The sequence below is a fragment of the Bradyrhizobium denitrificans genome (genome assembly GCF_013179005.1).
Classification (GTDB): domain Bacteria; phylum Pseudomonadota; class Alphaproteobacteria; order Rhizobiales; family Xanthobacteraceae; genus Bradyrhizobium; species Bradyrhizobium denitrificans.
In genome coordinates, this window is sequence record NZ_JABFDP010000032.1 from 21,218 (window position 1) to 34,271 (window position 13,054).

General features: G+C 65.8%; 8 protein-coding genes. 4 read left to right on the top strand and 4 right to left on the bottom strand.

The annotated features are described in order from the left end of the window. Positions 1-31: 31 nt before the first annotated feature. Positions 32-1,177 carry an ABC transporter substrate-binding protein gene (locus HL671_RS30255; RefSeq protein ID WP_172241428.1) on the bottom strand — a complete coding sequence of 382 codons (1,146 nt, stop codon included), beginning with the start codon at positions 1,175-1,177 and terminating at the stop codon, positions 32-34. A gap of 177 nt (positions 1,178-1,354) precedes the next feature. On the opposite strand from HL671_RS30255, the gene HL671_RS30260 reads away from it, so the two are divergent. Then, positions 1,355-2,143: a response regulator transcription factor gene (locus HL671_RS30260; RefSeq protein ID WP_172241431.1), complete on the top strand. Its 789-nt coding sequence runs from the start codon at positions 1,355-1,357 to the stop codon at positions 2,141-2,143. Between the two features lie 86 nt (positions 2,144-2,229). Next, a complete protein-coding gene (locus HL671_RS30265; protein ID WP_172241434.1) occupies positions 2,230-3,408 on the top strand; it encodes a cytochrome P450 in 1,179 nt (392 codons plus the stop codon). Positions 3,409-3,453: 45 nt separating this feature from the next. On the opposite strand, the gene HL671_RS30270 is transcribed toward HL671_RS30265, so the two are convergent. Next, entirely contained in the window at positions 3,454-5,133 is a 1,680-nt protein-coding gene (locus tag HL671_RS30270; protein WP_172241437.1) for a methyl-accepting chemotaxis protein, read from the bottom strand. A 323-nt stretch (positions 5,134-5,456) separates the two neighbouring features. Between HL671_RS30270 and HL671_RS30275 the strand changes: the two genes are divergently transcribed. Beyond that, positions 5,457-6,572, top strand: coding sequence for a helix-turn-helix transcriptional regulator (locus tag HL671_RS30275; protein WP_172241440.1), 1,116 nt, complete (start codon positions 5,457-5,459; stop codon positions 6,570-6,572). Between the two features lie 848 nt (positions 6,573-7,420). On the opposite strand, the gene HL671_RS30280 is transcribed toward HL671_RS30275, so the two are convergent. Next, complete coding sequence (locus HL671_RS30280) at positions 7,421-9,013, bottom strand: ATP-binding protein (RefSeq protein ID WP_244424194.1); 1,593 nt, start codon at positions 9,011-9,013, stop codon at positions 7,421-7,423. 276 nt (positions 9,014-9,289) lie between these two features. Here HL671_RS30280 and HL671_RS30285 point away from each other — a divergent pair, with 276 nt between their 5' ends. After that, positions 9,290-11,419: a phosphocholine-specific phospholipase C gene (locus HL671_RS30285; RefSeq protein WP_012046132.1), complete on the top strand. Its 2,130-nt coding sequence runs from the start codon at positions 9,290-9,292 to the stop codon at positions 11,417-11,419. Positions 11,420-11,464: 45 nt separating this feature from the next. Here the strand turns inward: HL671_RS30285 and HL671_RS30290 are convergent, their stop codons facing one another. Next, a complete protein-coding gene (locus tag HL671_RS30290; protein ID WP_012046131.1) occupies positions 11,465-12,979 on the bottom strand; it encodes a helicase HerA domain-containing protein in 1,515 nt (504 codons plus the stop codon). Between the last annotated feature and the right edge of the window lie 75 nt (positions 12,980-13,054).

The following is a 13,054-nucleotide window of genomic DNA, read 5'->3' on the forward strand; positions in this document are numbered from 1 at the left end:
GCAGGCGGCGGTCACGCGCGGCGTGCGCAAACTACTTCACAAGTCTGAAGCGCCCGCCCTCGACCTTGATCAGGAATGCCGAGCGTTCGTCATAGCCGTTGTGGTCGGTCGGGCTCATGTTGGAGAGGCCGTTGTTGAGATAGACGTCCTTGCCGCGCTCCAGCTCGTCGCGCAGGGCGGCGCGGAAGTCCGCGGTGCCGGGCCTGGCGGCCTTCAGCGCGCCGGGGATCGCGCCCTTGAGCAGCGTCACCGTGTCCCACAGATGCGCGGCAAAGATGTTCGGCCTGTCGCCATTGGCGGCCTGGTAGGCGGCGACGAACGCATCGTTGGCGCGGCGGAACGGATCCTCGGCGGCGAGATCGTCGGCGATCGAGAACGCCTCGCCGGCGAAGATCGCGCCCTCGACATTCTCTTTGCCGAGCTTGATGAACTCCTGCGTCGCCACGCCATGGGTCTGGAAGATCTTGCCGGCATAGCCGCGTTCGCGCAGCGCCTGCTGCGGCAGCACGGCCGGCGTGCCGGCGGAGGCAATGAACACCGCGTCCGGATTGGTGGCGATCACCTTGAGCGCCTGGCCCATCGCGCTGGTGTCGCCGCGCGCATAGACCTCGTGGGTGGTCACGGTGAGGCCGAGCTTCGGCGCGAGCTTCGTGACCTCCTGATAGTAGCCCTCGCCATAGCCGTCGGAGACGCCGATGAAGCCGAGCGTCTTCACCCCGCTCTTGGCGATGTATTTGAGCATCGCCGCCGCCATGATGTCGTCATTGGGCACGACCTTGAACGCCCATTTGCGCTTGTCGTCCATCGGCTGCACGATTGCGGTCGAGGCCGCCAGCGACAGCAGCGGCGTCCTGCTTTCCAGCGCGACGTCGAGCATCGGCATGGTGACCGGGGTCAGCGACGAGCCGATGATGACGTCGACGCCATCCTGGATGACCAGGCGCCGCGCGTTCTGCAGGCCCTTGACGCTGTCGGACTCGTCGTCGAGCGCGATGTAGACGATCTTCTCGCCGCCGATCTCTTTCGGCAGCGCGGCGACCGCCTTGATCTGCGGCTGTCCCAGCGCCGAGCCGGGCCCGGTCGCGGACACCACGATACCGACCTTGATGTCGGCCCGCGCCGGCGCGGCGAGCATCATCGTCAAGGCCATGCCCAGCACAGCGACAGCGGCTCTCATCGTGTTTCCTCCCCGTTCGGCGTGTCCGGCACGTTGCTTGGCCGAGACTTCGAGCTCCGCAGCCTAGCCGCGGGGCCGTCCCGCGTCTGTCCCCATGGTTGGTGACGGCGGCCGGCGCTTCCCGGCGCGGCGGGTTGCTGCTAGGCTCGAACAAACAGAACATCCGGGAGGAACAGCATGGAGGCCATCAGGCCCGGTGTCGATGCGACGGGCGCCGTCAGCGCCATGGTGCTCGCCATCGGCCAGCCGTCGTTTCCAGACGTCCTGATCGACAGCCTGCGCACGATCGCCGGCGTCGGCCATTGCATGGTGTTCACCTTTGCCGACCAGCGCTCGGCGCGCTGCCTGCTCAGCACCGGCAACATCGCGATCGGACCCGACCTCGGCGCCGCCTATTCGGAGCATTTCCACACCGCCGATCCGAACCGCGAGGCGATCTTCCAGCGCGCGAAAGCTCAACACATCCTGCTGCCGAACTTCGCGCGCCGGATGTATCCGCGCGGCTATCGCAAACTGTTCTTCGAGGATTCCGAGATCGTCGACAAGGCGGCCACCGCGATCTGGGTCGGCGATCACTGCACCTATGTGAACTTCTACCGCACGGCGGCGCAGGGCGGCTTTGCCGCCGACGAGCGGCAGCGCATCACGGCGGTCGCCCCGGTCGTCGCCGCCATCGTCGCGCGCCATTGCCAGGAGCACGCCGCCGTCGCGGACCCGGCCGACAAGCTCGCCTCGCTGTTTGCTGCCGGCGGGCCGCTATCGGTGCTGACGGCGCGCGAGAAGGACGTCTGCCGCCGCATCCTGGACGGCTTCAGCTCGGAGGCGATCGCCGGAGAGCTGGGCATCGCCCTGAACTCGGTCTTCACCTACCGCAAGCGCGCCTATGAGAAGCTCGGCATCGCCTCGCAGAACGAGCTGTTCGCGATTGCGCTGCGGCTGATGACCGCGCCACGGCCGCTGAACTGAACGCCGCTGCAGGCTGTCACCCATCACCGGGACAGACGCCGCCTGCGCGCGCGGCTAGCTTGCCCTTGTCTGACCGGAGGCCGAGCGTGAGCACCGCACCGCATTTCGACATCGATCCCGCCGCGTTCTGGGCCGACCCCTATCCGGCCCTGGCGCGGATGCGCCGGGAGGCGCCGATCGCCTTCGTGCCGCAGCTTGGCAGCACGCTGCTGTGTCGGCGCGACGACATCTTCGTCTCGGAAAAGCAGATCGAGGTGTTCAGCTCGCATCAGCCGCAGGGGCTGATGAACCGGCTGATGGGCCACAACATGATGCGCAAGGATGGCGCCGCGCATTTGGCCGAACGTCAGGCGATCGCGCCCGCGGTGTCGCCACGCGCCGTGCGGGTGCACTGGCTGACACAGTTCCAGGCCCATGCCGACCGGCTGATCGACGCGCTCGACCCCGCCGCCGACGTCGACCTCGTCCGCGACTTTGCGTTGCCGTTCTCGGCCGAGTGCCTGAAGCTGATCACCGGCCTCACCAACATGCGCTTCGAGGACATGAATGCCTGGTCGCAGGCGATGATCGACGGTATCGCCAACTACACCGGCGACCCCGCGGTCGAGGCGCGCTGCAATGCCGCCACGGCCGGCATCGATGCCGCGATCGACGATATGCTGCCGGTGCTGGAGAAGACCCCCAACCAGAGCCTGCTCGGCGTGATGCTCGCTGCGGGCATGCCGAGGGACAGCATCCGCGCCAACATCAAGCTCGCCATTTCTGGCGGCCAGAACGAGCCGCGCGACGCGATCGCCGGCACGGTCTGGGCGCTGCTGACTCATCCCGAGCAACTGGCGCTGGCTGTCCATGGCGAGGTGCGCTGGCTGCAGGTGTTCGAGGAATATGCGCGCTGGATCTCGCCGATCGGCATGTCGCCGCGGCGCATCGCCAAACCCTGGACCATCCGCGATGTCGCGTTCGCGCCGGAAGAGCGGGTGTTTCTGATGTTCGGCTCCGCCAACCGCGACGAGGCGCATTTCACCGCCCCCGATCGCTTCGACATCCGCCGCGATGTCTCCAAGAGCATCGCCTTCGGCGCCGGCCCGCATTTCTGCGCCGGTGCTTGGGCGTCGCGCGCGATGATCGCCGACGTCGCGCTGCCGACCCTGTTCAGGCGGCTGAACAACCTGCGGCTCCGCGACGACGAGCCCGTGCGCATCGGCGGCTGGGCCTTCCGCGGCCTGCTCAATCTGCCGGTGAAGTGGGAGGCGACGCAGGATTGATCCTCGCCGCCGTCCCGGCCGGGGAACGCAATGGTCTGGCTTCCTTTACGCCCGGCCTGCGGCGATCGCCTGCGCCTCGGCGGCGGCGCGCTGCATGCTGGATGACATCTCGCCGGTGACGGTGCTCTGCTCCTCGACGGCGGCGGCGGTCGAGGTGACATATTCGCTGACGTTCTGGATCTCGGCCTTGATTGCGTTCAGCGCGTTCACGACCTCGCTGGAAATTCCGTTCAGCCCGGCGATCTCTGCGCCGATCTTGTCGGTGGCGGCCTTGGCCTGCGTGGCCAGATTCTTCACCTCCGAGGCCACCACGGCAAAGCCGCGGCCGGCATCGCCCGCGCGCGCCGATTCGATCGTCGCATTGAGCGCCAGCAGATTGATCTGCCCGGTGATGTTGCCGATCAGTTCGACGATTCCGCTCATCGCCTGTGTCGCCTCGCTCAGGCGTTTGGCCTGGGAGTCGGCGGAGGCGACCCGGTCAGCGGCTCCAATCGCGGTCTCGCGCGATTTCGTCATGGCTTCCGAGATTTCGCGCACTGAGGCATTCAGCTCCTCGGCACCGGCGGCGACCGACTCCATCATGCCGCGGACACGCTCATTGCCCATCCGCACTAGCACCTGCCTGGTGACATCGGTGGCGTATTTCACGACCTTGAACGGTCTGCCATTAAGGTCGAGGATGGGATTGTAGGAAGCCTGAATCCAGACCTCGCGACCGCCTTTGCCGATCCGCTTATATTCTGCCGCCTGATATTCTCCGCGGTTCAGGGCGGCCCAGAAATTGCGATAGGCCTGGCTGTCCCGCTCCGACGGATCGACGAACATCGAATGATTGCGGCCCTTGATCTCGGACAGCGTATAGCCGAGCGCCTGCAGGAAATTGTCGTTGGCGTTGATGACGGTGCCGTCGAGCTCGAACTCGATCACGGCCTGCGATTTGCCGATGGCGGCGATCTGTCCGGCGAGATCGGCATTCCGGAGCTTCTGGGCGGTCACGTCGGTGGCGAACTTGACGACCTTGAAGGGCTTTCCGTTCTGGTCGAACACCGGATTATAGGACGCCTGGATCCAGACCTCCTTACCGCCCTTGCCGATCCGCTTGTATTCCGCAGCCTGGTATTCGCCACGGTTCAGCTTGGCCCAGAACTCGCGATAGGCGGCACTGTCGCGCTCCTCCGGCGCAACGAATATGCTGTGATGCTTGCCTTGAATCTCCGGCAGGCTGTAGCCCAGCGCATTCAAAAAATTGTCGTTGGCGGTCACGATGGTGCCGTCCATGTTGAATTCGATCACGGCCTGCGATCGGCTGATGGCCGCGACCTGGGCGCCAAAGTCGAGGTTCTGCAGCCGCACGCTGGCGTCGGACCATTCGACGACGGTTCCGGCGCGGGTTCCATCCGGGTGTCTCAGCGGCTGCGCGATCAGATCGAACATCCATTTGCCGATCTTGATCGTGGCCCGGTGCTCGGAGGCGAGCGCCTGCAACATGTGCCGCTGGTGCGAAGGGTCCTTGTGGAACACGTCGATATTGGTGCCGATGAGACCGTCGACACGGAAGTTCGGCAGCTGCGTCTTGAGATCGGCCTCGGCTTCGCGCAACAGTTCCATCACCGCCTCGTTCATGTAGACGATGTTGAGCTTGTCGTCAGCGACCATCACCTTTGCGGTGATTGCGTTTGCGGCGAGGGCGGCCAGGGCTGCAGCGTTGTTCTTGCGGCCGAACATGGGTGTCTCCTGTGACAACGATCACGTCAGCGATGTGCAGGTGCTCGAGGATCACGACGGTGCTGTAATCCGGAGACGCGCTGACAGCGATCGCTTCTGAAAGCGATGCCCCCGTAAAATCCCGGGGCTTTGTTTCAATCTAGCAGGTCTTCAGTAAGATTCGGTTAGGCGGCAATGTGCAGCGGCTGTTCTGATTGTGCAGGAATGATCTCGTCGCGTCCGCCTGGAGTGATCACGTGTCGCAGGGCCGAATTGCCTTGGATCAAGATCGAGAGGCTCCTCGCCGCTAGGCTCAATCGAATTTGGATGCTATCGGCTTCGATATGCCAGGGAAGGACATTGCCGAAATCATCGCGATTCCGCGGCTGTTTCTGGATAGCCTCGGTATCGGCATCTCGGTCGTCGACAGTGCGACGGGACATATCCGGTTTGCCAATGCGGAATGCTGCCGGATCGTCGGATACACGCTGGAGCAGCTCAGGACCGGCGGGCTGACCTTCTTCGAGCTGACGCATCCGGAGGACCGGGAGCGCAACCGGCTGCAACACGAAAGACTGCTCGCAGGCGAGGTTGCGACCTATCAGCTCGACAAGCGCTACCTCCGACAGGACGGAAGCGTCGTGTGGGCGCGCGTGATCGTCAATCCCATCCAGGACGCTGCGGACAATGTGAGATGGTTCTGCGCCGTGGTCGAAGATATCACGGCGACCAGGATCCTGGAGGAGCAGCTTGCCGCCGCGGAGAAGCTGGCAGGGCTGTCGACGTTCAACCTGATCGTCGAGGCAGACGACTCCAAGGGAGAGTTTCCGCCGACGTCGTTATCGTCGCTGAGCGGCATGTTGTGCCACGTGCATCCCGAGGACCGGAACGGGCTCGAGCAGGCCATCCATCGTGCCATCTCGAAGCGAACCGGCTACACGCGCGACTACCGGGTGCTTGGTGAAGACGGAACGATGCGCTGGGTCCGTGGCATGGGGACCTGTGTCTACAGCCCGTCGGACGGACGAACGCACTTGGTCGGCTCGACCATCGACGTCACCGCGGATCACCTCGCGCGTGACAGCGACATTCCCATGCCTATTCGCAGGATCCTGGAGCACATCGAGTCGAACTGGAGTCAGAAGATATCGATCGAGCAGCTCGCGACTCGTTACGGCGTCAGCCCTCGCACGGTCTACCAGCACTTTGCGAAGAGCGGCATTTCGTTGGCCGAGAAGATCAAGCTGACGCGCCTCCAACACGCGCGCCGCATGTTGTACGACGCGAAAGCGGGTGACACGGTGACGTCGATCGCCCTGCGATGCGGCTTCAGCAATCCGGGGCATTTCGCCAGGGAGTATCGAAAGATCTATGGTGAGACGCCATCGGAAAGTCTGCGGCGGGCGTCATTGCCGCCGGTGGCGCGGAGTGAAGCCGCATCTGCTTCGCCCAGCCGCTAGGCGCCAGGCCATCGTCGCTGCTCCCGATGTTGGCGGTGTGCGGGCGTGAAGCGCCCGACGGGCAATCTCCGCATGCGGGTCATGCGCGAAATGCCCGTCGAGTTAGTTTGCCGCGGTCGAGTCCGCTTGTGCTGTCGGGCAAATCGGGCTGATGGTCTTGCCCAACCCGCCTCGAGCAGAGGGACGGACGCGTCGTCACGAACGTGGAGGTGGGCTGCGATGGACGTGACGGCTGCGCCGGACGAGCGCAGGCGTGACGGACGGCAAAGTCGTATGGGTGCGCCCCGAAGGCGCATCTTATCAGTGGAGGCAGGTTCCACACGGACAATTGTCGATTGGTCGGTTAGCTGACGAGCGGTTCAACCGGGCGACTGGTGGGACCGGAGCCTCGTGACGAAGGCCGCGACATGGCGGCTGAGATCCCGTGGGCCGTAACGCGAGTAAAGCCTGAGCAGGCCTCGAATGTAGCGATGCGAACGCCGACCCTCCCCACACGAGGGGAAGGCAGCACGAACAGGCAAGCAATCGACGCGCGCTCCTGTTCGGTTCGCCGGGATAACCCGTACATACGGTGGTGTGGGAGGGGCGGAGTCGCGAGACTCCCCCTATCCCGATTCAGCCGAGGTCCGGCTCTCCCCACGCCCTCTCATTGGTCAGGAGGGCAAGATCGCGGCATCACCCGGGCATCACATGTCGCGGCACGAAAGACGCTTGTCTCTCACACGTGATGATGAGGCCGAAGGTGCCGATCATTTGCTCCGCTGTCGTCCGCGCGCTGCGCGCTTGTCCGGGGCGACAGCGCGTGTATGGCGCTTGCCGTGACAGACCGAACTCCACTTCATCGACGCCTACGCTTCCAGCGCCGTGCGGATCATGCGCGCGAGATCGGCGCTGAGATACGGCTTGGCGAGCAGCAGCACGTCGGCATCGAGACGCCCGTGATGCACGATCGCATTTTCCGTGTAGCCCGACGTGTACAGCACCTTCAGCCCGGGCCGCCGCTTCTCGGCCTCGAGCGCGAGCTGGCGGCCGTTCATGCCGCCGGGTATGATCACGTCGGTGAACAAGAGGTCGATGCGCTCGGGATTGTCGATCAGCGCAAGGCCTTCCACGGCATTGCTGGCCGAAAGGGTGCGATAGCCCAGCCGCCGCACCTGCGCGACGACATAGTCGCGCACCAATGCGTCGTCCTCGACCACCAGGATGGTCTCGTCGCCCCGCGCGACGGCGGGCCGTCCGGTGTCGGCCACCGGCAGCACGGGCGCCTCGGCCGCCCGCGGCAGATAGAGCTTGACGGTCGTGCCATGGTCCGGCTCGCTGTAGATCTTGACGTGACCGTTGGACTGTTTGACGAAGCCGTACACCATGCTGAGCCCGAGGCCCGATCCCTTGCCCGCGTCCTTGGTGGTGAAGAACGGCTCGAACACCTTGTCCATCAGCGCCGGCGGAATGCCCTGGCCGGTGTCGCTGACCGCGATCATCACGTAGTTCCCGGGCTTCACGTCGTTGTTGAGACGGGCATAGTCCTCGTCCAGGACGACGTTCTTGGTTTCCAAGGTCAGCTTGCCGCCATCGGGCATGGCATCGCGCGCATTCAGCGCGAGATTGAGAATCGCGGTGGAGAGCTGGCTCGGGTCGATCAGCGCCGGGGCGCTGTCATGCGCCAGCATGGATTCGATTTCGATCTGCTCGCCAAGGGTCGGACGCAGCAGGCGGGCGGCGTCGACCACCAGCGCATTGATGTCGGTTGCCCGCGGCTGCAGCGGCTGCCGGCGCGAGAATGCCAGGAGATGCCGGGTGAGGTCGGCGCCGCGCTCGGCGGCGGCGCTGATCATGTTGGCGATGCTGGCGAGCTGCGGCCGGTCCTTGACCGCATCGGCGAGAATCTCGATCGTCCCGGTGATGACGGTCAGGATATTGTTGAAATCGTGCGCCACCCCACCGGTGAGCTGGCCGATCGCCTCCATCTTCTGCGCCTGGCGGACCTGGGCCTCGTTGGCCTCGATTTCCTGGAAACGCCGCACCATCGCCTCGGCGGCGCGGCGCTGCCGGATCTCTTCTTCGAGCTGGTCATAGGCCTTTTGCAACGTGATGCGGGTCGGCAGCACCAGCAATTGCGGCAACATCTTGAGCATCGTGGCGATGACGCCGAACGACATCAGCGCCTGCAGCGCATCGACCGCGGTCTCCACGGGCGACACCGGGACCCACAGGCCGACAAGGGCCACCAGCCGGCCAACACCGCAGATCGCCGCGTAGCCGGCGAGGCCGGCGACGACGATCCGGAACATCACATCGCGCCAGCGCCGCCACACGAACAGGCCGATCACGAAGGCGATGGTGAAGAAGGTGCAGGCGATGACGGCATGGGAGAAGGCTTGCAGCCAGATCGATCCCGGTTCGCCCAGTACGCGCGCCGTCAGCGGCGTGAACGTCGGCATGTGCAGACCATCCTCAACAAAGCAGGGCGCCGAACCGCTCGCCAACCGGGCTCGTCACCGCCCCAAACCAAACGGATCATTCAGCTTTTCGGCTCTGGCGCAAGGGCAATGGCGGGGGGTGGACGACGGCCGGCCAGGCCGCGGCAGGCAAGGGCGAGCGCCGCTCCCGCAGCAACTGTCAAAACCCTGCAACACATCCTTAACCAAGCGGTCACGCCGCTGTTAACGCGCCGACCTAAGTCGCTCGACATCGTCATCACCAGGGGAGTGAACGAGATGTCGAACACGATCGCGCATAACCGGCGCGAGTTCTTGCGGCTGCTGGGTGCGTCGGCCGCCACTGCGGCGCTCAGCCAGAGCATCGAGCGGGCCCATGCCATTCCGGCCTTCAATCGCCATGGCAGCATCGAGGACGTCAAGCACATCGTGGTGCTGATGCAGGAGAACCGCGCGTTCGACCATTATTTCGGCGCGATGCGTGGCGTGCGTGGCTTCAACGATCCGCGCGCCGTCAAGCTGCCGAATGGCAATCCGGTCTGGCAGCAGCCGAACGGCACCGGATCGGTCATGCCGTTCCGGGTCGACAATGCCGGTTCGGTCTATGTCGAGGACGTCGCCCATGGCTGGAACGACGGCCAGAAGGCCTGGAACAACGGCAATTACGACAAGTGGATCGCCAATAAGGGCACCACGACGATGACCTGCATGAACCGGCAGGATCTGCCCTGGCACTACGCACTCGCCGACGCATTCACGATCTGCGATCAGTATTTCTGCTCGGTGATGGGACCGACCGATCCGAACCGCTATTATTTGTGGACCGGCTGGGACGGCAATGACGGCAAGAATGGCGGTCCGGTCATCACCAATGCCGAGGCGGGTTACGACTGGACCACGTTCCCGGAGCGGCTCGAGAAGGCCGGCATCTCCTGGAAGGTCTATCAGGACATCGGCACGGGGCTGGATGCCGCCGGCTCCTGGGGCTGGACGGCGAATCCGTGGATCGGCAATTACGGCGACAATTCGCTGCTGTACTTCCACCAATATCAGAACGCGCAGCCGGGCAGCCCGCTGTATGAGAAGGCGCTGCGTGGCAGCAACATCGCCAAGGGCGGCACGTTCGAGAATCTGTTCGACGGGCTGCGCAACGATGTGCGCAACGGCACGCTGCCGCAGGTGTCGTGGATCGCAGCCCCCGAGGCGTTCAGCGAGCATCCGAACTGGCTGCCGGGGCCGGGCGCCTGGTACATTTCCAAGGTGCTGGACATCCTGACCTCGAATCCGGAGCTGTGGAGCAAGACCGTGCTGCTCATCAACTACGATGAGGGCGGCGGCTTCTTCGATCACGTCGTCGGTCCGTATCCGGCGATGTCGCAGGCCTGGGGACAGTCGACCGTCGACGTCAGCACCGATCTGTTCGCCGGTGACGGCAGTCATGTCGCGGGTCCCTACGGCCTGGGCGTGCGTGTGCCGATGATGGTGGTGTCGCCGTGGTCGCGCGGTGGCTATGTGTGCTCGCAGGTGTTCGACCACACCTCGGTGATCCGCTTCATCGAGCGCCGCTTCCATCACAAGGCGCGCGATCTGTTCGAGACCAACATCCCGGCGTGGCGCCGCGCCGTCTGCGGCGATCTCACCTCGGCATTCAACTTCACCTCGCCGAACGAGGGCCTCGCGCCGCTGCCGAGCACGGCCGGCTACAAGCCGCCGGTGGCCGACATCACCTCGGGCACCCGCTTCGACGACTATCACCCGGTGCCGCCGGCCAAGCAGGCGCTGCCGCAGCAGGAGCCTGGCATTCGCCCGGCGCGCCCACTGCCTTACGATCTCCGTGTCGACGGCGATGCCGACGCGGCGCAGAAGAAGTTCGGAATCCGCTTCGTCAATCCGGGGCAGGCGGGCGTCTGCTTCCAGGTCCGCTCCGGCAACACCGCGACCGGTCCGTGGAGCTACACGGTCGAGGCCGGCAAGTCGCTGTATGGCGTCTGGGACCTCGCGGCGAGCGCCGGACAGTATGACCTGTCGGTGTACGGGCCGAACGGCTTCTTCCGCCACTTCAAGGGCGGTGTTGCCAGCACGGCCGCGCTGGTTGATGTCGACACCGTTCATCTCTGCGATTGGGAGTATGGTGACGGCGCCCGCAGCCTGGCGATCGCGCTGACCAACAAGGGCGCGAGCTGCGTGGTGACGCTGACCGACAATTACACCGGACGCAGCGAACGGCACCGCCTGCAGCGTGGCCAGCGGCTGGAGACGCAGATCGGTCTGCACCAGACCCATGGCTGGTATGACCTTGCGGTGACCACCGACAGCGATGCCAACTTCAACTGGCAGCTCGCGGGTCACGTCGAGAATGGCCGCCCGAGCATCAGCGATCCGGCGATGGGCCGGATCGCCGCGACCTGATCGGCGACGACATCGGGATGCGCCCGGAGCGATCCGGGCGCATCCTCACGACGAGGCGACGAGGCCTTCGGCGGCCGGATCGTCGGCGGCATTGGGATCGCCGGGCGCTGTTGCCCAGGCGAGCTCGACCAGAGTGACGATGCGGCGGCCGGCGCCGTCGAGCTGGCAGACGATGAGGCCCTGGTCCTCGATATAGGTCAGCAGGCGCTGGGCCCGGCGCAGCGAATGCGAGCCATAGGCGCGGGCGATCGCCGCGTCGCTCGGGCACGGGCGGCCGTCCTTGGCAGCGCGGGCGATCATCATGAACACGCCCTGCATGTCCTCAGGCAGCAGCGAGGCGCGCAAGGTGACGTCCTGCCAGCCGGCGTCGTCGGCCGTTTCGTCGCCGCCGAGGCCGGCGCGGGCGCGGGTCAGCATGCGGCGGAAGTCATTGAGATCGGGCACGGCGGTGCCGAGTCCCTCGATGCGGCAGCGGACGACGAATTCCTGGTAGAGTACGCCGACGGCGCGGAAGCCGGCGTCGGGCTCGGCCAGCACCGCGCGCAGCACGCGCTCGACGCGGGCCCGGCGCTCGGCGAGCTCCTCCTCGCTGACCTCCGGGGCCGGCGGCTCGGGCCGGAACTCGAGCGCGGCGGACTTCGCCGCGATCAGCTGGTCGAGCAGCTCGGGCTGCGGCTTGCGCTGCGGACGCGCGGTGGTCTCGGGCGGCGGCGCCGCCAGGATGACGGCGCGGGCGTCCTCGAGCGAGGCCTCCGGCAGCGGCGTCAGCCGCGGCGTCGCGTTGCGCGGCTTGGTCTCGGTCGGGCCGATGCGCAGGCCGAGCGGCCGGCGTGACAGTGCGGGACCGAGCGCCATGAACTGGCCGCGCTCGAGGTCGCGGAACGCCTCGGCCTGGCGCCGCTCCATGCCGAGCAGGTCGGCGGCGCGGGCCATGTCGATGTCGAGGAAGGTGCGGCCCATCAGGAAGTTCGAAGCCTCGGCCGCGACGTTCTTGGCGAGCTTGGCCAGCCGCTGCGTCGCGATCACCCCGGCCAGCCCGCGTTTGCGGCCGCGGCACATCAGGTTGGTCATGGCGCCGAGCGAGGCCTTGCGCGCCTCGTCGGAGACCTCGCCGGCCACCGCGGGGGCGAACAGCTGGGCTTCGTCGACGACGACCAGCATCGGGTACCAATGGTCCCGACCGATCTCGAACAGGCCGTTGAGGAAGGCCGCAGCGCGCCGCATCTGGTTTTCCGCGTCAAGACCTTCGAGGTTGAGCACGGTCGAGACGCGATGAATGCGAGCCCGCTCGCCGGCCACCTGCAGCGCGCGCTCGGTGTGGTCCTCGGCCTCGATCACGAGATGGCCGAAGCGCTCGGCCAAGGTGACGAAATCGCCTTCGGGATCGATGATGGTCTGCTGCACCCAGGGCGCGCTCTGTTCCAGCAACCGGCGCAGCAGGTGCGACTTGCCGGAGCCGGAATTGCCTTGGACGAGGAGGCGGGTCGCCAGCAGTTCCTCGAGGTCCAGGGCGGCAGGCGATCCCGCCGCCGTCTGCCCCATCTCGATCGCAATGGTCATGTGCCCCGACTCAAACGCGCATCTCGCGGACCGGCCGCATAACAAGCCCGAGCCAGCCCGTCGAGCCGCAGCAGC

Coding starts and splice junctions, on each gene's coding strand:
- HL671_RS30270 (WP_172241437.1), bottom strand. CDS start 5,133: ATGTTCGGCCGCAAGAACAACGCTGCAGCCCTGGCCGCCCTCGCCGCA.
- HL671_RS30285 (WP_012046132.1), top strand. CDS start 9,290: ATGTCGAACACGATCGCGCATAACCGGCGCGAGTTCTTGCGGCTGCTG.
- HL671_RS30260 (WP_172241431.1), top strand. CDS start 1,355: ATGGAGGCCATCAGGCCCGGTGTCGATGCGACGGGCGCCGTCAGCGCC.
- HL671_RS30275 (WP_172241440.1), top strand. CDS start 5,457: ATGCCAGGGAAGGACATTGCCGAAATCATCGCGATTCCGCGGCTGTTT.
- HL671_RS30255 (WP_172241428.1), bottom strand. CDS start 1,177: ATGAGAGCCGCTGTCGCTGTGCTGGGCATGGCCTTGACGATGATGCTC.
- HL671_RS30280 (WP_244424194.1), bottom strand. CDS start 9,013: ATGCCGACGTTCACGCCGCTGACGGCGCGCGTACTGGGCGAACCGGGA.
- HL671_RS30290 (WP_012046131.1), bottom strand. CDS start 12,979: ATGACCATTGCGATCGAGATGGGGCAGACGGCGGCGGGATCGCCTGCC.